This is a genomic window from Kitasatospora sp. NPDC001119 (assembly GCF_053598475.1).
Map to the genome: position 1 here is coordinate 113,823 of NZ_JBSFKI010000023.1, position 25,401 is coordinate 139,223.

General features: G+C 73.4%; 27 protein-coding genes. 15 read left to right on the forward strand and 12 right to left on the reverse strand.

Annotation, left to right across the window (positions count from 1 at the left end):
• Nucleotides 1-66: 66 nt before the first annotated feature.
• From ACWDD9_RS27125 to ACWDD9_RS27135, 3 genes are all read left to right on the forward strand, one after another.
• Nucleotides 67-534: an NUDIX hydrolase gene (locus ACWDD9_RS27125; RefSeq protein WP_449812925.1), complete on the forward strand. Its 468-nt coding sequence runs from the start codon at nt 67-69 to the stop codon at nt 532-534.
• Nucleotides 535-580: 46 nt separating this feature from the next.
• Nucleotides 581-922, forward strand: coding sequence for an ASCH domain-containing protein (locus ACWDD9_RS27130; RefSeq protein ID WP_449812926.1), 342 nt, complete (start codon nt 581-583; stop codon nt 920-922).
• A 240-nt stretch (nt 923-1,162) separates the two neighbouring features.
• Nucleotides 1,163-1,276: a DUF397 domain-containing protein gene (locus ACWDD9_RS27135; protein WP_449812927.1), complete on the forward strand. Its 114-nt coding sequence runs from the start codon at nt 1,163-1,165 to the stop codon at nt 1,274-1,276.
• Nucleotides 1,277-1,390: 114 nt separating this feature from the next.
• Here the strand turns inward: ACWDD9_RS27135 and ACWDD9_RS27140 are convergent, their stop codons facing one another.
• On the reverse strand, nt 1,391-2,059 hold the full coding sequence (locus ACWDD9_RS27140) for a response regulator transcription factor (protein ID WP_388049034.1): 669 nt from the start codon (nt 2,057-2,059) through the stop codon (nt 1,391-1,393).
• Between the two features lie 32 nt (nt 2,060-2,091).
• Nucleotides 2,092-3,102, reverse strand: coding sequence for a histidine kinase (locus tag ACWDD9_RS27145; protein WP_449812928.1), 1,011 nt, complete (start codon nt 3,100-3,102; stop codon nt 2,092-2,094).
• 363 nt (nt 3,103-3,465) lie between these two features.
• Between ACWDD9_RS27145 and ACWDD9_RS27150 the strand changes: the two genes are divergently transcribed.
• The 4 genes from ACWDD9_RS27150 (at nt 3,466) to dacB (ending at nt 8,050) form a co-directional block, all read left to right on the forward strand.
• Complete coding sequence (locus ACWDD9_RS27150; protein ID WP_117485315.1) at nt 3,466-4,149, forward strand: ABC transporter ATP-binding protein; 684 nt, start codon at nt 3,466-3,468, stop codon at nt 4,147-4,149.
• Complete coding sequence (locus ACWDD9_RS27155) at nt 4,146-5,486, forward strand: FtsX-like permease family protein (RefSeq protein WP_449812929.1); 1,341 nt, start codon at nt 4,146-4,148, stop codon at nt 5,484-5,486. Before ACWDD9_RS27150 ends, ACWDD9_RS27155 begins: the two co-directional genes overlap by 4 nt.
• Nucleotides 5,487-5,558: 72 nt before the next feature.
• A complete protein-coding gene (locus ACWDD9_RS27160; protein WP_449812930.1) occupies nt 5,559-6,326 on the forward strand; it encodes a DUF4097 family beta strand repeat-containing protein in 768 nt (255 codons plus the stop codon).
• Between the two features lie 77 nt (nt 6,327-6,403).
• Entirely contained in the window at nt 6,404-8,050 is a 1,647-nt protein-coding gene (gene dacB, locus ACWDD9_RS27165; RefSeq protein WP_449812931.1) for a D-alanyl-D-alanine carboxypeptidase/D-alanyl-D-alanine endopeptidase, read from the forward strand.
• A gap of 366 nt (nt 8,051-8,416) precedes the next feature.
• On the opposite strand, the gene ACWDD9_RS27170 is transcribed toward dacB, so the two are convergent.
• Entirely contained in the window at nt 8,417-8,830 is a 414-nt protein-coding gene (locus ACWDD9_RS27170) for a hypothetical protein (RefSeq protein ID WP_147408979.1), read from the reverse strand.
• Between the two features lie 181 nt (nt 8,831-9,011).
• Between ACWDD9_RS27170 and ACWDD9_RS27175 the strand changes: the two genes are divergently transcribed.
• Together ACWDD9_RS27175 and ACWDD9_RS27180 are read left to right on the forward strand one after the other, a co-directional pair.
• Entirely contained in the window at nt 9,012-9,353 is a 342-nt protein-coding gene (locus tag ACWDD9_RS27175) for an ASCH domain-containing protein (RefSeq protein ID WP_449812932.1), read from the forward strand.
• 288 nt (nt 9,354-9,641) lie between these two features.
• Nucleotides 9,642-9,980 (forward strand): hypothetical protein, encoded by a 339-nt coding sequence (locus ACWDD9_RS27180; RefSeq protein WP_380779660.1) that lies wholly within the window; start codon nt 9,642-9,644, stop codon nt 9,978-9,980.
• 239 nt (nt 9,981-10,219) lie between these two features.
• Here the strand turns inward: ACWDD9_RS27180 and ACWDD9_RS27185 are convergent, their stop codons facing one another.
• Together ACWDD9_RS27185 and ACWDD9_RS27190 are read right to left on the reverse strand one after the other, a co-directional pair.
• Nucleotides 10,220-10,882 carry a response regulator gene (locus ACWDD9_RS27185; RefSeq protein ID WP_449812933.1) on the reverse strand — a complete coding sequence of 221 codons (663 nt, stop codon included), beginning with the start codon at nt 10,880-10,882 and terminating at the stop codon, nt 10,220-10,222.
• The gene (locus ACWDD9_RS27190) at nt 10,879-12,207 is read right to left on the reverse strand and encodes a sensor histidine kinase (protein WP_449812934.1); all 1,329 of its coding nucleotides are present in this window, start codon (nt 12,205-12,207) and stop codon (nt 10,879-10,881) included. The genes ACWDD9_RS27185 and ACWDD9_RS27190 overlap by 4 nt, the downstream gene beginning before the upstream one ends.
• A gap of 373 nt (nt 12,208-12,580) precedes the next feature.
• On the opposite strand from ACWDD9_RS27190, the gene ACWDD9_RS27195 reads away from it, so the two are divergent.
• From ACWDD9_RS27195 to ACWDD9_RS27205, 3 genes are all read left to right on the forward strand, one after another.
• A complete protein-coding gene (locus tag ACWDD9_RS27195; RefSeq protein ID WP_449812975.1) occupies nt 12,581-14,080 on the forward strand; it encodes an alpha/beta hydrolase family protein in 1,500 nt (499 codons plus the stop codon).
• Between the two features lie 153 nt (nt 14,081-14,233).
• Complete coding sequence (locus tag ACWDD9_RS27200) at nt 14,234-15,133, forward strand: hypothetical protein (RefSeq protein ID WP_449812935.1); 900 nt, start codon at nt 14,234-14,236, stop codon at nt 15,131-15,133.
• Between the two features lie 345 nt (nt 15,134-15,478).
• On the forward strand, nt 15,479-15,856 hold the full coding sequence (locus ACWDD9_RS27205; RefSeq protein ID WP_049660939.1) for a nuclear transport factor 2 family protein: 378 nt from the start codon (nt 15,479-15,481) through the stop codon (nt 15,854-15,856).
• A gap of 31 nt (nt 15,857-15,887) precedes the next feature.
• On the opposite strand, the gene ACWDD9_RS27210 is transcribed toward ACWDD9_RS27205, so the two are convergent.
• The 5 genes from ACWDD9_RS27210 to ACWDD9_RS27230 all read right to left on the reverse strand — a co-directional run bounded on the left by ACWDD9_RS27210 (nt 15,888) and on the right by ACWDD9_RS27230 (nt 20,603).
• Nucleotides 15,888-16,160 (reverse strand): hypothetical protein, encoded by a 273-nt coding sequence (locus tag ACWDD9_RS27210; protein ID WP_449812936.1) that lies wholly within the window; start codon nt 16,158-16,160, stop codon nt 15,888-15,890.
• A gap of 149 nt (nt 16,161-16,309) precedes the next feature.
• Nucleotides 16,310-16,546, reverse strand: a complete 237-nt coding sequence (locus ACWDD9_RS27215; RefSeq protein WP_449812937.1) for an LppU/SCO3897 family protein — start codon at nt 16,544-16,546, stop codon at nt 16,310-16,312.
• A gap of 131 nt (nt 16,547-16,677) precedes the next feature.
• On the reverse strand, nt 16,678-18,315 hold the full coding sequence (locus tag ACWDD9_RS27220; RefSeq protein ID WP_375874260.1) for an alkaline phosphatase D family protein: 1,638 nt from the start codon (nt 18,313-18,315) through the stop codon (nt 16,678-16,680).
• A gap of 163 nt (nt 18,316-18,478) precedes the next feature.
• Nucleotides 18,479-20,110, reverse strand: coding sequence for a multicopper oxidase family protein (locus tag ACWDD9_RS27225; protein WP_449812938.1), 1,632 nt, complete (start codon nt 20,108-20,110; stop codon nt 18,479-18,481).
• Entirely contained in the window at nt 20,103-20,603 is a 501-nt protein-coding gene (locus ACWDD9_RS27230) for a hypothetical protein (RefSeq protein ID WP_449812939.1), read from the reverse strand. The genes ACWDD9_RS27225 and ACWDD9_RS27230 overlap by 8 nt, the downstream gene beginning before the upstream one ends.
• Nucleotides 20,604-20,752: 149 nt before the next feature.
• On the opposite strand from ACWDD9_RS27230, the gene ACWDD9_RS27235 reads away from it, so the two are divergent.
• Nucleotides 20,753-21,652: a LysR family transcriptional regulator gene (locus tag ACWDD9_RS27235; RefSeq protein ID WP_449812940.1), complete on the forward strand. Its 900-nt coding sequence runs from the start codon at nt 20,753-20,755 to the stop codon at nt 21,650-21,652.
• 49 nt (nt 21,653-21,701) lie between these two features.
• On the opposite strand, the gene ypfJ is transcribed toward ACWDD9_RS27235, so the two are convergent.
• Entirely contained in the window at nt 21,702-22,607 is a 906-nt protein-coding gene (gene ypfJ / locus ACWDD9_RS27240; RefSeq protein WP_049655538.1) for a KPN_02809 family neutral zinc metallopeptidase, read from the reverse strand.
• Between the two features lie 188 nt (nt 22,608-22,795).
• Nucleotides 22,796-23,632 (reverse strand): helix-turn-helix transcriptional regulator, encoded by an 837-nt coding sequence (locus tag ACWDD9_RS27245; RefSeq protein ID WP_449812976.1) that lies wholly within the window; start codon nt 23,630-23,632, stop codon nt 22,796-22,798.
• A 163-nt stretch (nt 23,633-23,795) separates the two neighbouring features.
• On the opposite strand from ACWDD9_RS27245, the gene ACWDD9_RS27250 reads away from it, so the two are divergent.
• Nucleotides 23,796-24,326 carry an EF-hand domain-containing protein gene (locus ACWDD9_RS27250; protein WP_449812941.1) on the forward strand — a complete coding sequence of 177 codons (531 nt, stop codon included), beginning with the start codon at nt 23,796-23,798 and terminating at the stop codon, nt 24,324-24,326.
• A 200-nt stretch (nt 24,327-24,526) separates the two neighbouring features.
• Nucleotides 24,527-25,378, forward strand: coding sequence for an NAD-dependent epimerase/dehydratase family protein (locus tag ACWDD9_RS27255; protein WP_449812942.1), 852 nt, complete (start codon nt 24,527-24,529; stop codon nt 25,376-25,378).
• Nucleotides 25,379-25,401 lie beyond the last annotated feature (23 nt).

Below are 25,401 nucleotides of genomic sequence, written 5' to 3' on the forward strand. Positions count from 1 at the left end.
CGGGTCGAGGACTGTGGGAGAAAGGGCATGACATGCGGACGGCCCCGACGGCGGAGGTGGCAGGCCATGCCCAGGCGTGACTACGAGGACGACCCGAACGCCCCCGAGGCGAACTCGCTGGTCCCGGCCGCGTCCGTGGTCGTGGTCGACGACGCCGGACGCGTCCTGCTCCAGCGCCGCACCGACAACGGGATGTGGGCGCTGCCCGGCGGCCGGATGGACATCGGCGAGTCGATCGCCGGCTGCGGCATCCGCGAGACCCGCGAGGAGACCGGCATCGACGTCGAGATCACCGGGATCGTCGGCACCTACACCGACCCGGGCCACGTCCTCGCCTACGACGACGGCGAAGTCCGCCAGGAGTTCTCCGTCTGCCTCCTCGGACGCCCGGTCGGCGGGGAGCTGCGGGTGTCCGACGAGTCCCACGAGGTCGCGTGGTTCGCCCCGGCCGAGACGGACGGGCTGGCGATGGTGCCGAGCATCCGCAAGCGGCTGACGGACTGGCGCTCCGGGGCGATCCCCGTGGTGCGCTAGCCGCCCGCCCCCTCCTCCCTCGGCATAGAAGCGGAGCACCTGTCCCATGCCCGACCAGGAGCGCGTCATCCGGATCCGCCGCCCCTACCTCGACCTGATCGCCGCCGGCACCAAGACCATCGAGGTGCGCGTCGGCTACCCCAGCATGCGCAGGATCCGTCCGGGACAGACGCTCGTCTTCGAATCCGGCGACGCCCACTGCCGCACCCTCGTCACCAGCGTCGCGGAGTACCCGAGCTTCGACGCCATGCTCGACACCGAGGACCCGGAGGCGATCGGCTCCGAGGGAATGAGCCGGACCGAACTCCTCACCGCCTGCCGCGAGATCTACCCACCCGAGAAAGAACAGCTCGGCGTCCTCGCGATCCACCTCCGACTCACCCCGTAACCAGGGGACGGCCAGCCTCACCCGCGCAGGAAGTCGACCCCGCCGACTTCCTGCGCGGGAGTCGGGGGCGAGTGGTGTGGGGCGGCCCGATCCGACAGCACGACGATCAGCTCCGGACGGAGTCTCTGTCCAAGGTGGCTTCGCTCGACGTGATCCGCGCTGCACCGACGCCAGCTGGCACAAGTCCGGGTACGGCAACAACGGGGCACCTGCGTCGAGGTGGCGCCCGGATTCCCCGACGTGAGGCCCGTTCGCGATTCCAAGGACCCGAACGGACCGGCCCTGATCTTTGCCGCCAAGGCCTGGGAACCGTTCGTCACCACTCTCCGCAGTGACGAGTTCGGCGAGGTCTGAACCAAGGGTCTCCCCGGTCGGCCAGATGCTCGGCGGCCGGGTCCGGCCACGGAGCGGATCAGCTGCACCGTTCTGCTGCAGGCCGCCGCCGGTGGACGCAACGGCGTTGAAGTCCTAGTTGTATTCGAACCAGGTCAGGATGGCCTTCACCCGGCGGTTGTCCTCGCCGGAGGGCATGCCGAGTTTCAGGAAGACGTTCCCCACGTGTTTGGCCACGGCGGCGCCCGAGAGGAACAGTTCTGCCTCGATCTCCGCGTTGGAGCGGCCTTCGGCCATGAGGGCGAGCACCTCCTGTTCGCGGGCCGTGAGCCGGGCGAGCGGGCCCCGCGGCGGGTCGGCGCGGGTGACGTGGCGGACCACCTCGGGGTCGATCACCACTCCGCCGCCGGCGACCGTCTCGACGGCCCGCAGGAAGTCCGCCACTCTGCCCACCTTCTCCTTGAGCAGGTAGCCGACCGCCCCGTCGGCGCCCGGGCCGTTCAGGAGTTCGCGCACGTACGGGCCTGTGACGTAGGCGGAGAGGACCAGGACCGGCAGGTCCTTGTGCCGCGACCGAATGTCGATCGCGGCCCGGAGTCCGTCGTCGGTGTTCCCGGGCGGCATGCGGACATCCGTGATCACCAGGTCGGGGGCGGCTCCGGCGGCGGCGAGGCCGTCGACAGCGGCGACCAGTTCGTCGGCGTCCTCGCATTCGCGGATCACGTCGTGGGCACTGGAAACCAGGATCTCCCGGATTCCGGCGCGTATCAGCAGACTGTCGTCCGCCAGGATGATTCTCACAATCGGTTTCCCATCGCTTTCCCTGTCGAATTCCGTCACCACGGGGGTTGGGCCGGGGCGGATGCCACGACCTCCGTTCCGCCGCCCGGCGGGCTGGTGATTTCGAGGTTCCCACCGACGCTTCGCATCCGCTCACGCAGCCCGGAGAGCCCGGATCCGGTGCTGATCCGCGCGCCGCCGGCGCCGTCGTCGCCCACCCGGACGCGGACGCCGCTCTCGGTGCACCGCATGTCGATCCGGGCGCTCCCGACGCCCGCGTGCTTGGCGATGTTCGTCAGGGCCTCGGAGACCGTGAAGTACACGGCCGCGGCGATCGGCGAGGAGAGCCAGGCGTCCGTACCGGTGCTGGTCAGTTCGACCCGCAGCGGTGATCTGGCCACCAGTTCCCGGACGGCGGCGACGAGGCCGAGATCGCTCAGTTCGCTGGGGTGGATGTCGCGCACCGTCTCCCTCAGCCGTTCGAGCGCGCGCTCCGCCTGGGCCTGGGCCTGGCGGGCCAGTTGGACGATCCGTTCCTGCTCGGTGGCCGTCGCCGCGGCTTCCAGGATGCCCAGGCGCATGACGAGGGCGACGAGCTCCTGCTGGGCGCCGTCGTGCAGGTCGCGCTCGATGCGCCGGCGCTCGTTCTCGAAGGCCGCCGTCAGCGAGGCCCGGCTGGTGCGGAGTTCCTCCAGTTTCGCGAGCAGGTCGGGGTTCCGGCTCCCCGAGAAGGCCCGCAGGAGCAGGTCGCGGAGCAGGGAGACGCCGGTCAGCGCGCCCACGGTGACCGCACCGAGGGCGATTCCCGCGGGTACCGCCACGAGGGTTTCCCACAGGGCGGCCGGGGTGAACGGGCCGACTTCCGCGGCGATGCCGAAACCCCAGAGGACGGGGGAGAACACCAGCGCCAGGGCGCCGAGGAATCCGAAGAAGCCCACCGGCAGCGAGAGCGCGGACAGGAGCGCGGCGGTGACGAACACGGGCAGGTCGGTCCTCCACACCGACCGTGTCCGCAGCCGGCCGGCCACCCACTGCGGCCAGCTGCGGTCGGCGGGCCGCAGCGGCATCGTCCGGACTCCGCACCACTGCGCCCTGGAGCGGTCCAGTTCGGCCACCACCGGAACCGATACCGGTGCGGCGAGAACGGAAATCAGGAGAATCGGAAAGGCGGCCGCTGCGACGAATTCGGTCAGCAGCCTCCGGGCAACACGAATCTGCGCCATGATCGACATTTTCGCACGGTTCGGACCGGTCGGGCGGTAGATCCAAGTCTACCTCCGATAGCAGTGCAGGCTCCCGTGCACTCCACCGCCCGGCCCTGTTTTCCTTGATTCATGCCATTTCCCACTGCCGCTCCCGTGCCGTGCATTCGTTTGCGCGGCCTTCGGACGGAATTCCCCATTCCCGGCCGCCGGGGCGAGACGACGCGCGTGCTGCACGACATCGACCTGGAGATTCCCGAAGGCCGGCTGACCGCCGTCGTCGGCCCCTCCGGTTCGGGCAAGTCGACGCTCCTGCTCTGCACGGCCGGGCTGGAGCGGGCGACCGCGGGGTCCGTCGAGATCCTCGGGACGGACGTCCGCTCGCTCAGCCCCCGCAAGCAGGCCGCGTTCCGCAGCGAGAACATCGGCTTCGTCTTCCAGGAGTACAACCTCGTCAGCTCGCTGACGGTCGAGGACAACATCGCCCTGCCGGCGCGGCTCGCCGGCCGCCGGGTGCCCAGGGCGCGGGTCGAGGACGCCATGGCGCGGCTCGGCATCGCCAAGCACGCGCGGCGACGCCCCGACCGCCTCTCCGGTGGCGAGCGCCAGCGCGTCGCGGTGGCCCGGGTGGTGGCGAACCAGCCGCGGATCGTCTTCGCCGACGAGCCGACGGGTGCGCTCGACCTCAAGTCGGGTCATGTGGTGCTCGACTGGCTGCAGGCGCTTCCCGCGCAGGGGAGCACGGTGCTCATGGTCACCCACGACCCCCACGCGGCCGCGCGGGCCGATCAGGTCGTGGTGATGGGGTCCGGGCGGGTACACGCCGTCATCCCCGGTGGCGACTCCCGCGCGGTGGGCGACGCCGTCCTCTCGGCGCAGTCGGCGGACGAGGCGGGCGGGGAGGAGTCGTGATCCGGCTCGTGCTGTCGGACATCCGCCTGCAGGCGTCGATGTGGTGGTGGACGCTCCTGTGCGCCACGGTCGGCGCGGCGTGCTCGGCGGGCTCGGCCATCGCGATGTTCACCGCCGTCTCGGCGGCGCGGGCGGCGGGTGACGCACGGATGGTCTCCGCGTCGATCGCCCTCGGCGGCAACATCGTCTTCTTCACCGTGCTCGCCGCCGTGGGCGTCGTCGCCTCCGCGGTCGGCCTGACGCTGACGACCCAGCGGCGCGAGCACGCCCTGTGGGTGATCCTCGGGATTCCGCGCCACCGGGTCAGGTTCGTCCTGCGGACGCAGACGGTGGTGCTGGGCGCGGTGGCCGGCGCGCTGGCCGCACCGCTCGCCCTGCTGGTCGCGGGTGTCGCCCTCGCGCAGTGGAAGGGGACGGGCCTCGAACTGCACGGGGCCGCGGCCGGGTTCCGGTTCTGGTACGTCGGCGTGAGCGTGCTGTTCGGACTGGTTCCGTGCCTGCTCGGCGGCTGGGGCGTCACCCGGCGGGCCGCCAGGACGCCGGAGATGCGCGCCTTCCGGGACTTCTCCGACCCCCCGGCGCGGCCGGGCGTCGCCCGCGCTGCCCTCGCCCTGTGCCTGCTCGCCGGCGTGGTCGGGATGTGGATCCCCGGCCTGGGCCTCGAACTCGAGGGCGGGCTCGCCCAGCGGACGGCCTTCGCGTTCGCCGGGAACCTCTTCCTCCTCTGCCTGCTGCTGCTGATGGGGCCGTGGGTGCTCACCCCGCTGATGAGGCTCTGGACGGCGCTGGTGCCCTCGCGCGGCGTCGCCTGGCACCTGGCCGTGCAGTCGTGCCGGGCCCGCGCGACGAGGAGCGTCACCACGGTGCTGCCCTTCGCGCTCTCCCTGTCGTTCGTCGGCCTCTTCATGGTGATGGGGAAGGTCATGCCCGGAGGCAACGCCGGGCTGGACAACATCCTGGTCGTGCTGGGCTGGGTCTTCGTCGTGTCCTGGGTCGGGGGCCTCGCCGTGATCGCCCTCGTCGGGCGGGAGCGCGCCCGCGACTGCGCCGTCGTGACGGTGGCCGGTGCGCGGCCGGGCGTGGTCACCCGGTCGATGGTCTACGAGGGGGCGATCTACGCGGGGACGGCGATCGTCTTCGGCGCGCTGTTCGTCGCCGTGTCGAGCCTCACCACCGCCCTCGGAGCCCGGACCGACGCCGTCCGGGTCCTGGCGGGCCTCCCCTGGGCCACGCTCGGGGCGCTCGCCGCCGCGACGCTGGTCACCACCTGCCTCGCGCTGGTCCTGCAGGCGGCCCGGGTGTCGCGCACGGTCGCGGTCCGGGCGCTGCGCTCGTGAACCGGGCGCTGCGCTCGTGAACCGGAGTGCGGGAACCCGCACCACCATGCTCGTTGACGAAGGAAGAACCCGATGGAACCGACCACTCGCACGCTTCTCGCCCTCGGCGGAGCCGCCCTCCTCGGCCTCGCCGCCACGGCCTGCACCACGGACGGCGCCTCGGCCGACGCGACCGTGGAATCGAAGTCCTTCGACTTCGCCGGCGGCAGCCTGACCGTCGACTCCGGTTCCGCCGACCTCGCGCTGGTGGCCGCCGACATCGAGGACGTTCAGGTGGAACGACGGGTCAGCGGCAGGAAGGTCGGCGGGGAGGTGGGGTCCGGCTGGCAGCTCGAAGGGGGCACGCTCACACTCTCGCTGGACTGCACGGGGATCTCGGTGGGCTGCGGCGCGAAGTACACCGTGAAGGTGCCGCGCGCCGTCGCCGTCACCGCCGAGAGCGGCAAGGGGCGCATCGAGGCCACCGGCTTCACCGCGGACTTCTCGGCCCGGACCGCCGGCGGCGACGTCCGGCTGTCGGACCTCCACGGAGCCAGGCTGGCCCTGCAAGGCGGCGACGGAAGCATCAAGGGCGACGGGATCTCCGCCCGGTCCGTCAGCGTCACCTCGCGCAACGGCACCGTCGACCTGCGCCTGGCCGCCGTGCCCGACCTGGTCGACGTGCAGAGCAGGGACGGCGACGTCGAGCTGGGCCTGCCGGACTCGACGTACGCGGTCCGCACGGCCGCGAAGAAGGGCGACGTCACCGTGAACGTCGCGAAGGACGACGCGAGCGGCCGTTCCGTGGCCGTCCGGACCCGCAACGGCAGCATCGCCATCGGCAAGGGCGGGAAGCCCTGACCGCCGCGCGGCAACCGGGCCGGAAGCCTTCGATCGAGCGCGAAAGCCGAACAGGAAAGCCGAACAGGAAAGAACGAATGCCAAGCAACTCCCTCTCCGGAATCAAGGCCCCTCGGGTACGGCGGCGTACGGCCCTGGCGCTCGCCGCTTCGATGACGGCCGCCGTGGCGATGACGGCGTGCTCCCACGACTCCACGGACGACTCGGCCTCTCCGGCACCGGGTGCCGCACGGGTGAGCGCCGAGCTGCAGAAGCTCATGAGCACCGCGCCGTGGTCGTCGGGCCAGTGGGGCCTGCAGGTCGCCGACCTGCAGACCGGGAAGGTCGTCCAGTCCAAGGGCGCCGATTCCCAGTTCATGACCGGTTCGACGGCCAAGACCTTCGCGGTCGGTGCCGCGCTCGACGTCCTGGGTGACGACCATCGCTTCCGTACGCCCGTGGTGCACTCGGGTACGGTCTCCGCGGACGGGCGGCTCTCCGGCGACCTCATCCTGGTCGGCAACGGCGACCTGGCACTCGGCGGGCGGACCACCGCGTCAGGCGGACTGGACGTCCCCGACTTCGACCACTACGACGCCAACGCCGTACCCGGCATGGCGACCATCACCGCAGAGGACCCGCTGGCGGGCGTCAACGAACTGGCCCGACAGGTCGCGGCCAGTGGAGTCCGCCACGTCGACGGCGACGTGGTGATCGACAACCGACTCTGGGATCCGGTGTCGATCGGCGGGCTGCCGGTCACCCCGACCATCGTCAACGACAACCTCATCGACGTGCTCATCACGCCGGGCGCACCCGGCGAGCCGGCCAAGGTCGACTGGCGCCCGAAGACGGCCGCCTTCGGCGTCGACGCGCAGGTGACGACCACACCCGCCGGAAGCAAGCCGGCGGTGACGACCGAAAGCGTGAGCCCTGGTCACATCCGGGTCCGGGGTTCCGTGCCCGCGGACGCGAAGGCCCCCTTCGTGACGACCTACCAGGTCCCCGACCCGGCGGCGTTCGCCCGCACCGTCCTCATCGAGGCACTCGCCAGGAACGGCGTCAGCGTGTCCGCCCCCTCGCTGGGAGCGAACCCCGACAGCAGGCTCCCCCCGTCGGCGGAAGTGAACTCGCTGCCCGTATCGGCGACCTACACCTCTCCGCCCTTCAAGGAGTACGCGAAGCTGATCAACAAGGTCAGCCACAACCTCGGGGCGAACCTGCTGCCGCCGCTGATGGCGGCACACAACGGGCAACGAACCTATGCGGACGGCATGAAGACCGAGAAGGAGTTCCTCGCCCGCTCGGGAGTGGACCCGAACTCGGTGAGCCTCGTCGACGCCCAGGGCCTCCCCGGCGACAAGGCGACGCCGACCGCCCAGGTGGCGCTGCTGCGGCACCTGGCACGACAGGACGACTTCGACGTCTTCTACGACTCCATGCCGAACATGGGCGTCGACGGCTCGCTCGCCGACGTCATCGACCGCACCGACCCCGCCGCAGGACACATCCGCGCGAAGACCGGCACCCTGGTCAGCCCCTACCAGGGCAAGCTGGCCCTCGGCACGAAGGCGCTCGCAGGCTACATCGATGCGAAGGACGGCCACCGCTACGCCTTCGCGATCTACGTGAACAACATCCCGGTGCCCAGCGACTCCGTGAGCGATGCCATCGACCTCGCGCTCAAGGCCAACAAGCAACTGGGAGCGATGGCCGCCACCATCTACAAGTCGCCCAAGGCGTGAAGGCCATCCTGACCTGGTTCGAAGACGACCGGGACTCCAACGCCGTTGCGTCTACCGGCGGCGGCGTGCTGCCGGCCTGTCTTCCATGACGTGGATCTCGACGGTAAGGGCATGGGTCCGGGTGGTTTGCGGGTGTTCTCCCGCGTTCGGCCCGTACGTGCTCGTCGGGTTCTCGCGGCTGCGGGCCTTGACGCGCCGGCGCCGCGCGGTGGACGGCAGGTTGTCCAGGGCCGCCATCCGGCCCATCGGTCCGAGCAATGGCACGCACCCCCAGCTTCGCAGATTTCCGGAGGTCAGCGGCGGTAAAGACGTTCTGCAGGGCGTCCGTCAGCACTGCACAGGAATGAGATGCGACAGTGCCTTCGCTCAGGCTGCGGCTTCGCCGGGGGTCTCATCCTCTGAGGAGTCCTTCGGAAAGAACCACCGGCGAACCAAGGTGTAACCAGGCGGAAGGTTGTTACCCGTCAATTCCTTGTACCTCGCGTTGGCCTCCTCACTGGCATGCTGACCGGCAGGGAGCCTTCGCAGGAAGGGGTCGCGGTCATAGTCGCTGGAGGACCAACGAGTCTGGTCCGTAGTTTCGGGGGCGGAGAGTTGTTCCTGGTCCTCGGCATCCTCGGAGTCCCGCCCCTCGGCGAGACTGGTGACGATGATGGCGAGGGCCACGACGCAGACTGCACCGCCGATGGCGGTGATCTTCGGCTTGTGCTTCCTGTACAGGCTCTTCGCGTTCTCGACGAAGGAGGCGGGCTCGTCACCCTCGGGCGTGGAGTCATTCACGCGCACAGATCTACCGGAACCATCCCTCACCTGTCAGGTGGTTACCACCATAGCCCGATCAAGTGCAGTAACCGCCCTTCGCCGTCGGGGGCCCAGGTCCGACACCCCGGGAAAGGCCCTACCCGGACACCCAGCCGAACTGTCCCTGCCCACCTCGGCGTAGAAGCGGAGCACCTGTCCCGTGCCCGACCAGGAACGCGTCATCCGGATCCGCCGCCCCTACCTCGACCTGATCGCCGCCGGCACCAAGACCATCGAGGTACGCGTCGGCTACCCCAGCATGCGCAGGATCCATCCGGGACAGACCCTCGTCTTCGAATCCGGCGACGCCCGCTGCCGCACCCTCGTCACCGGCGTCACGGAGTACCCGGACTTCGACGCCATGCTCGACGCCGAGGACCCGGAGGCGATCGGCTCCGAGGGAATGAGCCGGACCGAACTCCTCACCGCCTGCCGCGAGATCCACCCACCCGAGAAGGAGCAGCTCGGCGTCCTCGCGATCCACCTGCGACTCACCCCGTAACCAGGGGACGGCCAGCCTCGCCGCGCAGGAAGTCGGCCGGGCCGACTTCCTGCGCGCGGCGGGTGACACCTCCCCGAGGAGTACGCCGCCGGCCCGCCCCTGGCCGTCAAGGAGCTCGGCGCCCGCACCCCTGGCGCGTTCCTCTTCGGATACCGTGACGCTCGAAGAGGTGTTCAGACGGAAGGCGGGATTGTGGCCGGGTTCGAGGTACCAGGGCCGGAGCCGGACTGGCAACCGGCGCCGAGCCCCCCGTACTACACCGGGAAGAACCCCGCCTTCCAAGAGGGCATGTGGGAGTACGCGGCCGCCTCGTTCCGGCTTGTGGCAGGGCTGAAGCCGCCGCTGGAGGCACTGGCGGCCCGCCTGCGGCTGACAGTCGAACGCAGCTGGGAAGATCTGGGAGCCGTCGATGTCGCCATGTTCCGCATCCAGCGCGTGGACTTCGCGCTCAGCCGGCTCGAAGGCGGGGTCGAACCGAGCACGTTCGTGTGGGTGAGCCGGTCCGAGCCGGACGCCGACGCGGCACTGGGGATCCTGCTCGGCGCACTCGGCATCGGCCTTGACGCACTGACGTTCCGCGGTGACATGGAGACGGGTTTCGAACGCTTCGACGGCTCGTCGCGGTAGGCCAGGCCCTGGCCGTGGACCCTGTCGGGCCGCGGCAGTCGCGGCGCAGCCGACGCCGGCGCGGTTCCTGAGTCGATTTCCTACCGGACCCCGGCGGCAGGTGCCGTACGGGTTGCCCCAGAGAGTCGCGTGCCGGTCCTGCGGGGTGGTGGACACCGCCCGGAGCGGCTCGGTGTCCGCGCCGCACGCCTCCAGCCGGCTCCACTGCCAGGGGCGCGGCCCGGCAACCGGGGGGCGGGTCATGTCGGGTGGATGAGGCGGGTTTCGTAGGCGAGGACCACGGCTTGGATGCGGTCGCGGAGTTCGAGCTTGTGGAGGATGCGGCCCAGGTGGGACTTCACGGTGGCCTCCGCGAGGTGCAGGGTGGCGGCGATCTCGGTGTTGGACAGGCCGCGGCCGACCTGGACGAGTACCTCGCGTTCGCGGGTGCTGAGCCGGTTCAGCCGCTCCTCGTGGTCGGGGTCGCGGCCGTCGGGGATGTGCGGGCGGAGGTTGTCCAGGAGGCGGCGGGTGATCCGCGGGGAGAGTACGGCGTCGCCCGCGGCGACGTTGCGGATCGCGGTGAGGAGTTCCTCGGGGCGGGCGTTCTTCAGCAGGAAGCCGGAGGCTCCGGCGTTGAGTCCGGCGAAGGCGTACTCGTCCAGGTCGAAGGTGGTGAGGATGAGCACTCTGCTCTGCGGGCAGGCCGCGATGAGCTGCCCGGTCGCCTCGATGCCGTCGGTTCCGGGCATCCGGACGTCCATGAGGACGACGTCGGGGCGCAGTTCGCGGGCGAGGCGTACGGCCTGGGCGCCGTCGGCGGCTTCGCCGACCGGTGCCATGTCGGGCTGGGCTTCCAGGACGGTGCTGAAGGCCATCCGGAGGAGTGCTTCGTCGTCGGCGATCAGGATGCGGATCGTCATGCGGGCGGCGCTCCGGCGCTGTCGAGGTGGAGGCGGGTGTGGACCCGCCAGCCGCCGTCGGGAAGCGGTCCGGCGTGCAGTGTGCCCCCGTAGGCGGCCGAGCGTTCGCGCATGCCGGGGATGCCGTGGCCGGGCGGTACGACGACGGCAGCGGTGGCGGTGGCGGGCTGGGGCGGGTGGGGGCCGGTGTCGGTGACGTCCACGGTGACGGTCGCGGCCGCGCAGTGGATCCGGACCGTCGCGCGGGTGCCGGCGGGTGCGTGCTTGAGGGTGTTGGTCAAGGCTTCCTGTACCAGGCGGTAGACGGTGAGTTGGGCGGTGGCGGGGATGTGGGCGTGGCCGCCGTGGACGTCGAGGCCGGTGGGCAGCCCGGCGGCGCCCATCTGGTCGGCGAGGGCGGCCAGTTGGGCGATGCCGGGCAGCGGGTGGCGCCGCGCGTCCGGTTCGTCGGTGCGCAGGACGCCCAGCGAGCGGCGCATGTCGGTCAGGGCCTGCCGGCCGGTCTCGGAGATCTGGAGCATCGCGGTGGTGGCCTTGTCGGGCGACCGGTGCTGGGCGTAGACGGCGGCGTCGGTGAGCGCGACCATGACGGACAGGTTGTGGGTGACGATGTCGTGCATCTCCCGGGTGATGCGCGTCCGTTCCTCGGCGGCGGCCAGTCGCGCCTGCTGCTCCTGTTCGTGTTCCAGGCGTGCGGCCCGCTCCTCCAGGGCGGCGAGGTAGGCGCGCGTGGTGCGCACGTTCACGCCGAGGACGGCGGCGGCGACGGCCAGCGCGGTGACCGCGACGAAGGGGGTCAGGAACGCGCCGTCCGTCGACCAGCGCAGGCAGGCCAGCAGCGCCCCGGCCTCCACGACGGCGCCGGCGACGAGGGTGCCGCGCCGGCCCGAGTTCGCTGCCACCGTGTAGAGGGCCACCAACAGGGCGACGTCGGCGGGCAGTTGGACATCGGCCAGCCACTGGACGAGGGCCGCGGCCGCCACGGCGGCGAACACCGTGCGCGGGGCCCGGCGCCGCCACAGCAGGGGCAGGGTGAGGGCGGCGGCGAGGGCCGCGGCCACCGGCAGCTCGTGCGGTGCGCGGGTGGTCGCGACGTTGAGGAGCAGGAGCGTCGCCAGCAGGGCGTCCCACGCCGTGGGCGGCAGCCGGGAGCGCCAGCGCGCGGCGGCTCTCAGCGGTCGCGCGGCTCGTGCGGCTCGTGCGCAGGCGAGGTCGGCGTAGCCGGTCAGCCGTGCGGCCGTCCTCGCCCACCGGGCCCGCACGCGGACGCGCACGGGCGCCTGGTTCCGGTGGGCGTGGCCGGGTTCGGCGGCCGCCTCGGTCATCGCACGTCCCTGTCGATTCGGCGTCAAGGCGGCCCCGGGTCCGGCACGTCGGGCACGTCCGGCACGTCCGGCACGTCGGGCACGTCGGGCACGTCGGGCACGTCGGGCACGGGGACCGTACGCCTGCGCGGCCCGGGTGCGTGCCGCCGCCCCGGCACGTACCGCGGCCCTGTCACGGTAGGCCGCCGGCCCCGCGCGGCGCATGATCCCACCGTCTGATCGCCCCGCGCCGGCATACGACCGCAGGAGGAGTCCCGCCACCTCCCGTGGTCGCAGCGCGCCCGCCGCTCCGGCCCGCCCTGCTGCCACCGCGGTCGTACCCGGACCGCCGCGGACCGCTCCCCCGGTGGCACACGGCGGCGACCGGTGGCCGATGCGGCGGCGCGCGCCCGGCGCCGAGCATGGCCAGGTGACCGAGATCATCCCGGGACTGCCCATGTCCCCCCTGGAAATCCTCGCCCTGCTGGCTGCCCTCGCGCTGGTGACGGCCCGCTGGCTGCCCCCCGCCGCCCGCCCGCGCGCCACGATCGCGGCGGGGGCGGTCCTCGTACTGTCCGCGATCGCGCTGGGCGCGGCGGGCATCCGCTGGCAGCTGCTGCCGGTCCTGGCGGGCGCCGCCCTCGCCTCGCCGTTCGCCCTCGCTCCCCTGCTGCGACCGCTGCGCCGCCGTACCGGACGGCCGGCGTGGCGGGCCCGCTGGTGGCTGGCGCTGCCGGGGTCGGCGGCCTGCGTCGGCCTGATCGCCACGGGCCCGGTGGCCGCCTGGGCCTTTCCCGTCCCGGTGTTCCCCGAGCCGTCGGGCGGCTTCGCGGTCGGCACCCGCGTGGTGCAGTGGACCGATCCGCACCGCCCCGAGACCTTCACCGCCGACCCGAACGACCTGCGCACCGTCGTGGTCCAACTCTGGTACCCCGCAGGGGAGATCCCCGCGGGCGCGCAGCGGGCCCAGTACCTCGGACGCACCGCGCAGGAGGCGCGCACCGTCTCCGGGGCCCTCGCCCGGGGCGTCGGCCTGCCGGGCTTCCTGGTCGACGGTGTCCCGCGCGCCCGCAGCCGTTCGGTCTTCGACGCCCCGGTGGCCGGCGGCGGCGAGCGGTTCCCGGTCGTGCTGTTCTCCCCCGGGTCGGGCGGGGTGCGCACCCAGAACACCGCGTGGGCGGAGGAACTGGCCAGCCACGGCTACGTGGTGGCCGCCCTCGACCACCCGTACGACTCCGCCGCCGTCGTCCTCGCCGACGGCCGGACGATCGGCACCGAGACCGCCTCCAGCGGCGACCGGGACAGGGACGACGAGCTGGCGGCCGGCTGGACGGCCGTCCGGGCCGGCGACCTCGGTTTCGTCCTCACCCAGCTGGACGCCCTGGAGCGCGGCGGGATCGCCGACCCGCTGACCGGACGCCTGGACACCGGCCGGGTCGCGGTGACCGGCCACTCCATGGGCGGCGCCGCCGCCCTGCAGGCGGCCCGTCAGGACCGCCGCTTCGCCGCCGTCGTCGACCTGGACGGCTACCCCCACGGCCCCACCGCGCCCGCCCTCGCCCGGCCGACGCTCGCGCTCACCCAGGCCATCACCCCGGACAGCGACCCGCGCTACCTGCCCCGCCTCACCGAGGCGCTCGACTCCAGCACCGCGCCGAGCTACCGGCTCACCGTCCCCGGCGCCGCCCACCTCACCTTCATGGACGGCCCCCTGTACCTGCCGCCGGTGCCCTCGCTCGTCGGCACCCTGGGCCGCACCGGGGGCCCGCGCACCGTCGCCGCGGCCACCCTCGCCTTCCTGGACGCCGTCCTGCGGGACAAGCCCGGCGACCCGGCCGGCGCCCTGCGCTCCTACGGCGACCTCAGCGTCCACCGCCCGGGCACCCCCGGCTGACGCCGGGTGACGAAGGGCCCCGGCCGGGGCAGTTGTCGCGAACGCCCGTTCTGTGCGTGACCGTTGTGGTACGTTCCGTAATCCAACCGAAAACAGGCGACCCCGGCGGTGCGCTAACACCCCGGGGTCCGGCAACAGGAGTCCAACCTCCCGATGCGCGTCCATCGTAGCGCCCCCGTGCGCGACTTCACCGTGCTGCCCAACGCCGTACTCCAGTACCGACGGCTCTCCTACACCGCCCGGGGCCTGCTCGCGGACCTCCTCTCCCGGCCCGACGGCTGGCGCGAGGACGGCCGGCACATGGCCGACACCAGCCCCCAGGGGCGCGGCGCGGTCCGCAGGGCCCTGAAGGAGCTGGCCGACGCCGGGTACTACCGGGTCGAGAAGATCCGCCTGCCCGACGGCACGATCATCACCGAGACCCACGTCTACGACGTCCCTCGAGCCGCAGCACCGAGTGCCACCCGCCCGGCCCCCGGTGGAGCGAGCACCGGCCGCGCTGACACCCTTTCAAAGGACCGGCACCAAGAACCCACCCTCCCCGCCGAATCGCCCGTCGAACCGCCCGACGGGCGGCCGGGCGGGCCGTCCGACGAGCAGCTCCGCGAGGCGGTCGCCACGCTGTTCCGGGTGATCCGCCCCGAGCCGCGCCTGCGCCTGGGCGAGGCCGAAGCCCGCGCACTCGCGCCCCTGGTCGCCCGGTGGCTGGAACGCGGCAGCACCGCCGCCGACCTCGCCCAGGCCCTGCTGCCGGGCCTGCCCGCCCCGATGCACTCGGCGGTCGCCGTCCTCCGCCACCGCCTGGAGCACAAGCTGCCGCCCGCCCCAAGCACCGTACGGACCGGGGCACTTCGGTACGCCGAGTGCGCGGCGTGCCACGACCCGGTGCCCGAACCCGGCGTCTGCGGCCCCTGCGCGGGCCTCGCCCCCCGCCCCGTCGCGGTCGGCGGCGGCGAGGCGGCCACCCGCCCCGGCGCGGCCCGTGCCCGGGCGGCGCTGCGGGCCGCCCGGGCGGCCGGCCCGCACCCGGGCGGCCTTGCCACCTGCCGCTGAGCCCGGAGGCGTGTGCCGCTCCGCCCCGTGCCGGAACCCTTGCGAACACCCTGGAGGCCATGTACCGCTCCCCACCGGGGATTTGCGCGGGCGGGGAGCCCGGCGGCGCGGTTCCGGCGGGCGTGCGGCGCATGCGGTCCCATCACGGGACGGACCGCCGAGTCCTCCGTGGAAAGCCGGTTGGTCACCCACTGGGTCCAGCGCCACCCCGGTTTCGAAACCGGGGCGGCGGCGTACGGATCAAGGGCGGAAGCCCGGGCGGCACGGGGTGCCGCGTGGGTGCTGCCGTCCTTGGTGCTCGCCCTCTTCCTGATCCGTACGCGCAGCGGCTGGTATTACTGGGGTATGCAGGAAGAGACGGCACGCTCCGCGATCGACACGTTCATCTCCGCGTTCAACGCCTCGGACGACACCTATGTGACGGCCCTGCTCTCCCAGGCCCTGACCTCCGACGTGGTCTTCTGGGGGCCGTTGGGCCGCAGCGAGGGAATCGCGGCGGTCGAGCAGTTCGTGCTGGACATCCGGCGCCACCCGGCGGGAACCGGCACGATGACGCGCTGCTCGGCGGTGGACATGCCCGGCGAGTGGGCCCGCTACCAGTGGGTCTTCACCACCCCGGACGGAGGCCCCCGCCTGGCGGGAACGGACGTCGTCCATCTGCGGCGGAGCCTCATCGACCAGGTCATCGTCTTCGCCGGGGAGATCGAGCCGTCCGCCTCCTGACGAACCGCCCGGGCAGCGCCGCGGGCGGGCGTCAGCGCGGGGAGCCGTAGCGGAGGTCCACGAGGGCGCCGGTCAGGCCGCCGAGCGTGAGGGCGGGGACGACCGCCGACCAGGGGTCTCCGGTCAGCGCTCCGGAGAGCATCACCAGGGCGATGACAGCCGCTGCGACGGCGCGGGCCGGACGTGACCGTGGCAGCAGCGCTACGGGCGCACCGCCGCGGTGCCGTCGGGCCAGTCTGACGGCGAGCAGGACCAGTGCGGCCACCAGGAGCGGCGGCACCATCGCGTGCGTGGAGATCCCCATGGCCTTCGCCCTTCTGGACGGCTGGGTGCGAACATACACCCCCAACTCCCCTGCCCACCGCCCCCGGTGACAGCGAACGGCCCGGCGCCGGGCCGTTCGGCGAAGGCTCGGCCGACCGAGTGCGGCGAGGGACCCGGGGCGGCGCCTCGCTACGGGTTGACGGGGCCGAGGATGGTGGTCGGCTTCGGCTGCTTGGGGGTCTCCAGGCTCTGCAGGCAGAGGGTGTACTTGTCGCTGCCGTGCTTGGAGGTGAAGTAGCCGTCGGCGGTGGGGTACTTGCGGCAGGCGTTCTCGCCGTCGGTGGTGTCGTCCTCGCGGCCGACGACGCGGGCCTCGGCCTTCGGGTCGCCGTGCGCGCCTGCGTCGCCGAGGCCGTCCGATGCCACCTGGACGCCTGGCTGGAGGAGCACCCGCAGCAGGCCGCGGCCGTCGTCGAACGCCTCGTCCGGGGCGCCTGAGCGGCACCCGGTCCCGCCGCCTCCCTCAAGGCGGCGGGACCGGGGGGCCAAGAGCCCTGTCAGGCCGGGCGGATGCCCGGGTTGCCGGCCTCGGTGGTGAAGGAGGCGGCGGTGGACAGGGTGCCGCCGGGGCGGGTGATGTGGGAGACGACGCGGTAGTCGGCGCGGGCCCGGTGGCGGTCCAGGGTGAGCACGGTGTAGCCGCGGCGCCCGTCGTAGAACTTCATGTGCGGGTTGGCCGCCATGAGGTTGCCCCAGTTGGACGGCTTCTCCTCGCCGTCGCCGTCGCTGCTGATCGAGGTGCCGACGAACTCCACGCCCACCGTGCGGGAGTTGGGGTCGTTGAAGTCGCGCTTGACGTCCAGGGCGTAGGCCACGTGGACGTCGCCGGTGAGCAGCACCAGGTTCTTGACGCCGGACTGGTCGACGGCCTTCAGGAAGCGCTCGCGGGCGGCGGGGTAGCCGTCCCAGGCGTCCATGGAGAGCTTGGAGCGCTCGGCGGTGGTGTTCTTGCGGCGGGAGAAGACGACCTGCTGGGGGATGACGTTCCAGGTGGCCTTGGAGTGGCGCAGGCCGTCGGCGAACCAGCGTTCCTGGGTGGCGCCCATGAGGGTGCGCTTGGGGTCGTCGGACTCGGGGGTGGGGTACTGCCAGCCGTCGCCGTTGGCCTGGTCGTCGCGGTACTGGCGGGTGTCGAGGATGTCGAACTGGGCCAGCTGGCCGTAGTGGACGCGCCGGTAGAGGGTCAGTTCGGTGCCGCGGGGCTGGGGCATGCGCAGCGGCTGGTTCTCCCAGTAGGCGCGGTAGGCGGCGGCGCGGCGGGCGACGAAGGGGGCCGGGTCCTGGTTCTTCTCGGGGATGCCGGCGGCGTAGTTGTTCTCGACCTCGTGGTCGTCCCAGGTGACGTACCAGGGGTGGGCGGCGTGGGCGGCCTGGAGGTCGGGGTCGTTCTTGTAGAGGGAGTAGCGCAGCCGGTAGTCCTCGAGGGTGGTGGTCTCGTGGTTGAAGTGGGCGGCGAGGGTGCGGTCGGTGTACTTGCGGTCGCCGCCGGCGGCGTCGATGCCGTACTCGTAGATGTAGTCGCCGACGTGGAAGACGGCGTCCAGGTCCTCGCCCGCGAGGTGGCGGAAGGCGGTGAAGTAGCCGTCCTCGTAGGCCTGGCAGGAGACGAAGGCGATGCGGGCGCTGTCGAGCTTGCGGCCGCGCGGCGGGGCGGTGCGGGTGCGTCCGACGGGGCTGGCCCAGGTGCCGACGGTGAAGCGGTACCAGTAGGTGCGGGCGGCGTCGAGGCCGTCGACGTCGACGTGGACGGCGTAGTTGAACTCGGCGTGGGCGCGGGCGGTGCCGCGGCGCTCGACGCGGCGGAACTTCTCGTCGCGGGCGATCTCCCAGCCGACCCGGACGGAGCCGGTGGGCGGCAGGCCGGCGCCGGGCTCCAGCGGGCGGGGGGCCAGGCGGGTCCAGAGCACGACGGCGTCGGAGGTGGCGTCGCCGGAGGCCACGCCGAGGGTAAAGGGATCGTCGCCGATGGCGCGCGGGGCGATCTCGTTGTCGGCGGCGTGCGCGGAGGGCAGGTTGACGCTGAAGGCGAGCGCGGCGGCGGCCGAGGTGACGGTGAGGAAGCGGCGCCGGTCCAGGCGGGAGGCGGCCTCGCGCAGCATCCGGTCGGGCGTGGGGTGGTCGTCGGGGCGGGTCATGGGGGTGGTGGCCTTTCGCTGCTCGGGGGGTGTGCGAAGGGAATTGGAGTGGACCGCCCCGTACGGCGGGGGTCGGGATTCCGGCAGCAGAGTGATCATCCGGTGCGAGAGCCGTGAAGGTCCGGCAGTTCCGGCGGATCACCCCGAACAGGGGTGAAAGGGATCAGACGACTTCCAGGTTGGCCATCATTCCCATGTCCTCGTGCTCGGCGTTGTGGCAGTGGAAGAGGTAGCGGCCGCGGTAGCCGTCGAAGCGGGTGATGATCTCCGCGGACTCCCCCGGGCGCAGCGAGACGGTGTCCTTGAGGCCGGCGTCGTGGGGCAGTGGGGGTCTGCCGCCGCGGGTGAGGATGCGGAAGCCCACGAGGTGGAGGTGGACGGGGTGGTGGACGTCGGCGATCAGGCGCCAGATCTCGGTGTCGCCGAGGGGGACGGTGACGTCGGTGCGGGCGGGGTCGAAGGGGCGGCCGCCGATGAGCCAGCCGTGGCCGCCGTTCATGCGGCCGGCGCGGAAGGCGAAGTCCCGTGTGCGGACGGCGTCTTCGCGCCGCCAGTCGGGCAGGTCGGTGGCGAGGCGGGGCGGGATGCGGCTGTCGTCGGCGGGGGCGGGGCGGGCGATGCGGAAGGCCATGACGTCGCGGGTGCGGCCGGTGCCGAGGCGGTTGACGATCCGGACCAGGGAGCCGACGGGGGCGGCGGCGAAGTCGACGACGAGGTCGTAGCGTTCGGCGGGGGCGACGGGCAGGCTCCGGTGGGTGACGGGGGCGGTGAGCAGGCCCTGGTCGGCGCCGATCTGGACGAGGTCGAGGCGGCGGCCGTCCTCGGTGCGGGCTTCGAGTTCGTAGTGGCGGGCGTTGGAGGCGTTGAGCAGGCGCAGGCGGTGGCGGGCGGCGTCGGTCTCGTGGACGGGCCAGGGAGCGCCGTTGACGAGGACGACGTCGCCGAGGACGCCGGCGAGGTGGGGTTCGGTGACGCCGGGGCGGTCGCGCAGGGCGGGGTCGAGGGAGGGGTAGGTCAGGGCGCCGTCGGCGGTGAAGGCGCGGTCGGTGATCATCAGGGGGATCTCGTGGGGGCCGGCGGGCAGGCCGAGGGCGTCCTCGGCGTCGTCGCGCACGATGTGCAGGCCGGCGAGGCCGCGCCAGAGGGCGGGGGCGGTGAAGTCCATGCGGTGGTCGTGGTACCAGAGCAGGGTGGGGCGCTGGTCGTTGGGGAAGGTGTAGTCGCGTCGCAGGCGGCTGGTGACGGCGCGGGGGTCGGCCATGCCCGTGCCGCCGCCGTGGCCGCCCGCGCTGTCCATGCCGGGCATGCCGGGCATGGTCTGGGGGGCCTGGGGCCAGGCGGCGGGCAGGACGAGGTCGGTGGGGTAGCCGTCGGAGTCCGCGGGGGTGCGGCCGCCGTGCAGGTGGACGACGGTGGGCACCGGCAGTTCGTTGCGGTGGGTGACGGTGACGGGCCGGCCGCGGCGGGCCTCGATGGTGGGGCCGGGGAAGGAGCCGCCGTACGTCCACAGCGGGGTGCGCAGGCCGGGCAGGATCTCGGCGCTGGTCTCGCGCTGGACGATCTCGTAGCGGTCGCTGCCGCCGTCGGTGGAGACGGGCCTGGCGACGGCGGGCAGCGGCAGCGGCACCTGGTAGGGGGGCGGCAGGGCGGCGGCGGTGCGCAGTTCGGCGCCGGTGGTGGCGGGGCGGCGGGCGAGGGCGGCGGCGCCGGCCAGCGAGGCGGTGGTGAGCAGGCCGAACGCTCCGCCGATGCCGAGGATTTGACGGCGCGTCAGGTTGACGTGGGGTTCAGGCACGGTCGTCGTCCTCCCGGCGGAGGGGCCGGCGCGGGGGCAGCGGGGTGCGCCACAGGGCGATGGCGAGCACGGCGAGGCCGGCGATGGTCGCCACGCCCAGCGGCAGGTGCAGCCACAGGGCGCCTTCCGTTCCGGCGACGTACTGCGCGGTCTCGGCCGCGACCGCGGCGAGGGTGGCGGCCGCCGGCCAGGAGCGGCGCAGCCGGATCCACACCACGAGGGCGGCGACCAGCTGCAGGTAGCCGAGGGCGGTGACGGCGTTGGCGCCGACGGTGTGCCAGCCCAGGGCGTCGTAGTCGCCGCTGAGGTAGACGCCGGCGAAGACGGGCTGGCCGAAGGCGGCGGCGGTGTGGACGGCGGCCACGGCGCGCAGGGTCCGTCCGGCGGGCCCGGTCCGCTCCCCCGGGTCGATCCCCGCCCGAGGCCCGGTCCGCTCCCCTGCGGCGGACCGGGCCTCGGGCTCCGGTGGGGTCTGGTGGGCGGCGGTGGCCATGGCGCGGGGTCCTTCCTCGTACAGGGCATCCGGGCCGGCGCACCGCTGCGGGCGGTGTGCGGCCCGCCCCTGACGCTATGTCCGCCCGGCTATCCTGTCTAAGATCAATAGTGCTATGGCGTTATGACCGCTGGGGCATGGGGGCTTTCGTGGACCTGAACACGCTCGCGCAGTTCCTGGCGGTGGCGCGGCTGGAGCACCTGAGCCGGGCGGCGGAGGAACTGCGCGTCGCCCAGCCGTCGTTGAGCCGCTCCATCGCCCGACTGGAGGCCGAGCTGGGCACCCCGCTGTTCGAGCGCGGCGGGCGGCTGCGGCTGAACGCGGCCGGGCAGCTGTTCCGCGGCTACGTCGAGCGTTCGCTCGGCGAGCTGGAGGCGGGCCGGCGGGCGGTGGCGGAGGCCGCCGGGCAGGGGCTGGGCACGGTGCGGCTGGCCTCGGAGACCTTCCTGGCCTTCAGCGGGCCGCTGGCCGCGTTCAAGCGCGGCCACCCGGGAGTGGAGGTCGAACTGCACCAGCTGCCCGCGCGGGAGACGGCCCGGCGGCTGCGGGCCCAGGACGTCGACCTCGCCGTCGTCTCCCAGCCGATCACCGCCGAGGGCCTGGAGTCGGTGCTGCTGCTGGACGAGGAGGTGGGGCTGGCCGTCGCCCCCGGCCACCCGCTGGCCGGGCGCACCGCGGTCGGCGTCGACGACCTCGCCGACCAGCCGTTCATCGCCGCCCGCCCCGGGCACTGGCAGCGCCGCCTGCTGGAGCGGCTGTTCGCCGCCCGCGGCCTGGAGCCGCGGATCGTCTGCGAGAGCGACGAGGCCGGCGCCATCGCCGAGCTGATCAGCGCGGGCCTGGGCATCGGCCTGGTGCCCGCGCTCTCCCGGCGCACCGCCACCCGCCTGCCGCTGGTGTGGGTCGGCGTCGACGACCCCGACTGCCGGCGCTCCCTGACCCTGTTCTGGGCCTCGGACACGCGCCTGCCCGCCGGCGCCATCCGGCTGCGCGAGGCGATCGCGGGCTGGGACTGGGCGCGGAGCGGGCAGGCGCAGCGGGGCTTCTGACGACGGGCCCGCGGGCGGACGTCGCGGCCGGTCCTCGCGGGCGGTGGTGCTACAGCTTGGCGGCCGAGAAGGTGTCGCACTGGGCGAAGTCGCCGCCGCGGTAGCCGGTGGTGAACCAGGCCTTGCGCTGCTCGGCGGAGCCGTGCGTCCAGGCCTCCGGGTTGATCCGGCCGGTGGCCTGCTGCTGGATGCGGTCGTCGCCGACCGCGGCGGCCGCGTCCAGGCCCTGGGCGATGTCCTGGTCGGTGAGCGAGGCGATCAGCGGACGGCCGGTGGAGGCCTGCGGGGTGGTGGTGGCGTGGTGCGCCCACACCCCGGCGTAGCAGTCGGCCTGCAGCTCCAGGCGCACCGAGCCGCTGGCGGCGCCCTGGCGGTCGTTGCCGACCTTCTGCATGGCGCCGGTGAGGGTCTGGATGTGGTGGCCGTACTCGTGGGCGACGACGTAGGACTCGGCGAACGGGCCGCCCTTGGCGCCGAAGCGGGCGGACAGCTCGTTGAAGAAGCCCAGGTCGAAGTAGGCCTTCTTGTCGCCGGGGCAGTAGAACGGGCCCACCGCCGAGGTCGCCGGGCCGCAGGCGGTGGAGACCTGGCCGGTGAACAGCACCGTCTCGGCGTTCTTGTACGGGATCTTGGCGGCGCGCGGCAGCTCGGTGCGCCAGAACTCCTGGAGGCTGTTGGTGACGGCCACGATCCGGCAGTCCTGGCGCTTGTTGGCGTCGGCGCCGGTCTTGCAGGCCTGCTGCACCTCGCCGGCGGTGCGGGTGCCGGTGGAGGAGTTGGAGGAGCCGGAGCCGGAGGACAGGCCCAGCAGCTGCGGGTCGACGCCGAGGACGACCGCGAACAGCACCGCGAGCAGGCCCACGGCCCCGCCGCCGATGGCGACCTTCCCGCCCGGGATGCCGCGCCGGTCGTCCACCTGCGAGGTGTCGAGGTCGCCCTGGTCGTCGAACTGCATGTGCCCCTGCCTGCCCGCTTCTGTCGGTCTCTGGCGATCGGTCGATCGGTCGATCTGTCGGTCGGTCGATCTGTCGGTCGGTCGCTTTGTGCGCTCTGGTGACGGTCTGTGCCGTCACGGCCCGGCCCAGCCTACGGGCCCCGGCCCGCCTCGTCGCGCAGCGGGGCCTTCCGATGCCGGTGCGGGCGTCAGGCGGGGGCGGGGGCGCCGACGACGCGCAGCAGTTCCAGGCGGGAGGCGGAGTCGCTGCCGGGCGCGGCGGTGTGCACCAGCAGCAGCTGGTCCTCGCCGCCGGCGGCCAGCACCTCGCACTCCAGGTCCAGCGGCCCCACCACCGGGTGCAGGAGCCGTTTGCGGCCGCTGCGCCGCCGGGCGACCTCGTGGCGTTCCCAGTGGGCGGTGAACTCGCCGCTGTCGGCGAGGAGTTCGTCGAGGAGTTCGGCGGCGCGGCGGTCGCCGGGGCGGGCGGTGCGGGCGGCGCGCAGGGCGGCGACGTGGGCGCGGGCGAGGTCCTCGTGGTCCTCGGCGGGGAACAGCGTGCGGGTGTCGGGGTCGGTGAACCAGCGCAGCAGGAGGTTGCGGCGCTCGGGTGCCAGGGCGGTGTGGTCCCCGAACAGGGCGGCCGACATGGCGTTCTGCGCGAGGACGTCGCCGAGGTCGGAGACCACCTGGGCGGGCGTGTCGTGCAGCCGGTCGAGGATGAGCAGCAGTCCGGGGCGCACGTGGCCGAGCGGGCCGTGCCGGCGCGGGGGCTCGTGCCCGGCGAGGCGGAACAGGTGGTCGCGTTCGTCCTCGCTCAGCCGCAGGGCCCGGGCCAGGGCGGCGAGCAGCTGCGGTGAGGGCTGGGGGCCGCGGCGCTGTTCCAGGCGCGCGTAGTAGTCGACGGACAGCCCGGCGACCTGTGCCACCTCCTCCCTGCGCAGTCCGGGTGTGCGCCGCCGCGCCCCGGGTGGCAGCCCGAGGTCGGCGGGGGTGAGCCGGGCCCGGGCCCGGGTGAGGAAGTCGGCCAGCGCCGTTCGGTCGATCATGCCCCCAGCATGGCCCGCCGGGGCGTGGCGCAGCCAGGGATCGCCGGTCCCCGGCTGCCGGGATGGCGCCCGCTCCCGTGCCGCGCCTTCCCGGCCCGCGCGCGTCCCGCCGGTAGCGTGGACCGGCAGAACTTCCCCTGTGAGAACGGATGGTGACGGGATGTCGGACGAGGCGAAGCGCCGTATCTTCGCGATGCTGGACACCGACGGCGACGGCGTGATCTCCCACGACGAGTACCTCGCCCGGGTCGACCGGGCGGCCTCGGCGTTCGGGCGCGGCCCGTACGACCCGCTGGTGGCCGCGGCCCGCGCGACCCACGAGGAGGTCTTCCGGCAGATGGACGGCGACGGGGACGGCGGCGTCACCTTCGAGGAGTACCGCGCCTGGGCCGGTCACGAGGCCTTCGAGGAGACCTGTCGGCCTGCGCTCGGCTCGCTGTTCGACCTCGCCGACGGCGACGGCGACGGGCGTGTGACCCGAGGGGAGTTCGCCCGGCTGCGCGCGGCGAGCGGCAACCCGCCGGAGGGGGCCGCGGCCGCGTTCGACGCCCTCGACACGGGTGGCGAGGGCACCGTGGAGCGCGCCGTCTACCTGGTGGCGATCCACGACTTCCTCACCACCGGCTCCTCCCCCATGGCCGGCGCCTACGGTGACGACCGCCCCGGCCCGCGGGAGCCCGCCGTCCGCTGACCTGGCTCCCGGCGGCCGGTGCGGGCGTCGGCGGTCGGTGCGGGCGTCGGCGGGTGTCGGCGGCCGGGAGCCCGCCCGGGCGCCCCGTGGCCCCAGCCGGGGATCGGCGGTCCCTGGATCGGGAGGTCTCTGCCGCGCCCCTCGCGCCGCGGGCAGGGTGGTGGGCGTCGGAGGAAGCAACTCCCTGGAGGAGACGGGCGATGGCGAAGATCCTGGTGACGGGCGCGACGGGTTCGGTGGGCAGTCGGCTGGTGCCGCGGCTGGTGCGGTGGGCGGGGGCGGAGGGCTCCTCGGTGCGGGTGCTGGTGCGCGACGCGGCGAGGGCGCGGGGCCTGGACGGGGTGGAGGTGGTGGTCGGCGACCTGTGCGAACAGGGCGACCGGGCGCGGGCGTTGGACGGGGCCGATGTGGTGCTGAACGTGGCGGCGGCGCTGCGCGGGGTGCCGGACGAGACGGCGTGGGCGGTCAACCGGGACGCGGCGGTGGCACTGGGGAGGGAGGCGGCGAAGGCCGGGGTCGCGCGGTTCGTCCACACCAGTACCAACCTGGTGTACGGGCGGGGGCTGGGCCGCCCCGCCGTGGAGGGCGACCGGACGGCGCCGGATCCGGCGTGGGGGGTGTACGCGGCGTCCAAGGCGCGGGCGGAGGAGGGTCTGCGCGCGCTCGGGGACGAACTGCCGCTGGTGGTGGCCCGGTTGGCGTTCGTGTACGGGGACGGCGATCCGCACCTGGCGCAGTCGCTGAACTGGGCGGCGCACTGGCCCGCGCACCAGCGCCTGGCGGTGGTGCACCACGCGGACGTGGCGCGGGCGCTGTGGCGCGCGGTGACGGTGCCCGGCGTCGAGGGGCGCACGTACAACGTCGGCGACGACGCGCCGCTGACGGCCTGGGACCTGTACACGCTCAACGGGCGGGTCCACCCCGGTGGTTCGCCGGAGGCTCCGTTCGACCCGTGGGAGGGGCAGGTGTCGACGGCGGCGGCGCGCCGGGAGCTGGGCTGGCGTCCGCTGTACCCGTCGGCGTGGGCGGCGGCCGACGCCGGGGCGCTGTAACGGGGCCGGCCCCGCCGTGGGAA

What these genes read in the sequence shown, in the direction of transcription:
- ACWDD9_RS27125 (WP_449812925.1), top strand. Translation starts at nt 67, where the DNA reads ATGCCCAGGCGTGACTACGAGGACGACCCGAACGCCCCCGAGGCGAAC.
- ACWDD9_RS27130 (WP_449812926.1), top strand. Translation starts at nt 581, where the DNA reads ATGCCCGACCAGGAGCGCGTCATCCGGATCCGCCGCCCCTACCTCGAC.
- ACWDD9_RS27145 (WP_449812928.1), bottom strand. Translation starts at nt 3,102, where the DNA reads ATGCCGCTGCGGCCCGCCGACCGCAGCTGGCCGCAGTGGGTGGCCGGC.
- ACWDD9_RS27160 (WP_449812930.1), top strand. Translation starts at nt 5,559, where the DNA reads ATGGAACCGACCACTCGCACGCTTCTCGCCCTCGGCGGAGCCGCCCTC.
- dacB (WP_449812931.1), top strand. Translation starts at nt 6,404, where the DNA reads ATGCCAAGCAACTCCCTCTCCGGAATCAAGGCCCCTCGGGTACGGCGG.
- ACWDD9_RS27180 (WP_380779660.1), top strand. Translation starts at nt 9,642, where the DNA reads ATGTGGGAGTACGCGGCCGCCTCGTTCCGGCTTGTGGCAGGGCTGAAG.
- ACWDD9_RS27185 (WP_449812933.1), bottom strand. Translation starts at nt 10,882, where the DNA reads ATGACGATCCGCATCCTGATCGCCGACGACGAAGCACTCCTCCGGATG.
- ACWDD9_RS27190 (WP_449812934.1), bottom strand. Translation starts at nt 12,207, where the DNA reads ATGACCGAGGCGGCCGCCGAACCCGGCCACGCCCACCGGAACCAGGCG.
- ACWDD9_RS27195 (WP_449812975.1), top strand. Translation starts at nt 12,581, where the DNA reads ATGCGGCGGCGCGCGCCCGGCGCCGAGCATGGCCAGGTGACCGAGATC.
- ACWDD9_RS27200 (WP_449812935.1), top strand. Translation starts at nt 14,234, where the DNA reads ATGCGCGTCCATCGTAGCGCCCCCGTGCGCGACTTCACCGTGCTGCCC.
- ACWDD9_RS27205 (WP_049660939.1), top strand. Translation starts at nt 15,479, where the DNA reads ATGCAGGAAGAGACGGCACGCTCCGCGATCGACACGTTCATCTCCGCG.
- ACWDD9_RS27210 (WP_449812936.1), bottom strand. Translation starts at nt 16,160, where the DNA reads ATGGGGATCTCCACGCACGCGATGGTGCCGCCGCTCCTGGTGGCCGCA.
- ACWDD9_RS27220 (WP_375874260.1), bottom strand. Translation starts at nt 18,315, where the DNA reads ATGACCCGCCCCGACGACCACCCCACGCCCGACCGGATGCTGCGCGAG.
- ACWDD9_RS27230 (WP_449812939.1), bottom strand. Translation starts at nt 20,603, where the DNA reads ATGGCCACCGCCGCCCACCAGACCCCACCGGAGCCCGAGGCCCGGTCC.
- ypfJ (WP_049655538.1), bottom strand. Translation starts at nt 22,607, where the DNA reads ATGCAGTTCGACGACCAGGGCGACCTCGACACCTCGCAGGTGGACGAC.
- ACWDD9_RS27250 (WP_449812941.1), top strand. Translation starts at nt 23,796, where the DNA reads ATGTCGGACGAGGCGAAGCGCCGTATCTTCGCGATGCTGGACACCGAC.
- ACWDD9_RS27255 (WP_449812942.1), top strand. Translation starts at nt 24,527, where the DNA reads ATGGCGAAGATCCTGGTGACGGGCGCGACGGGTTCGGTGGGCAGTCGG.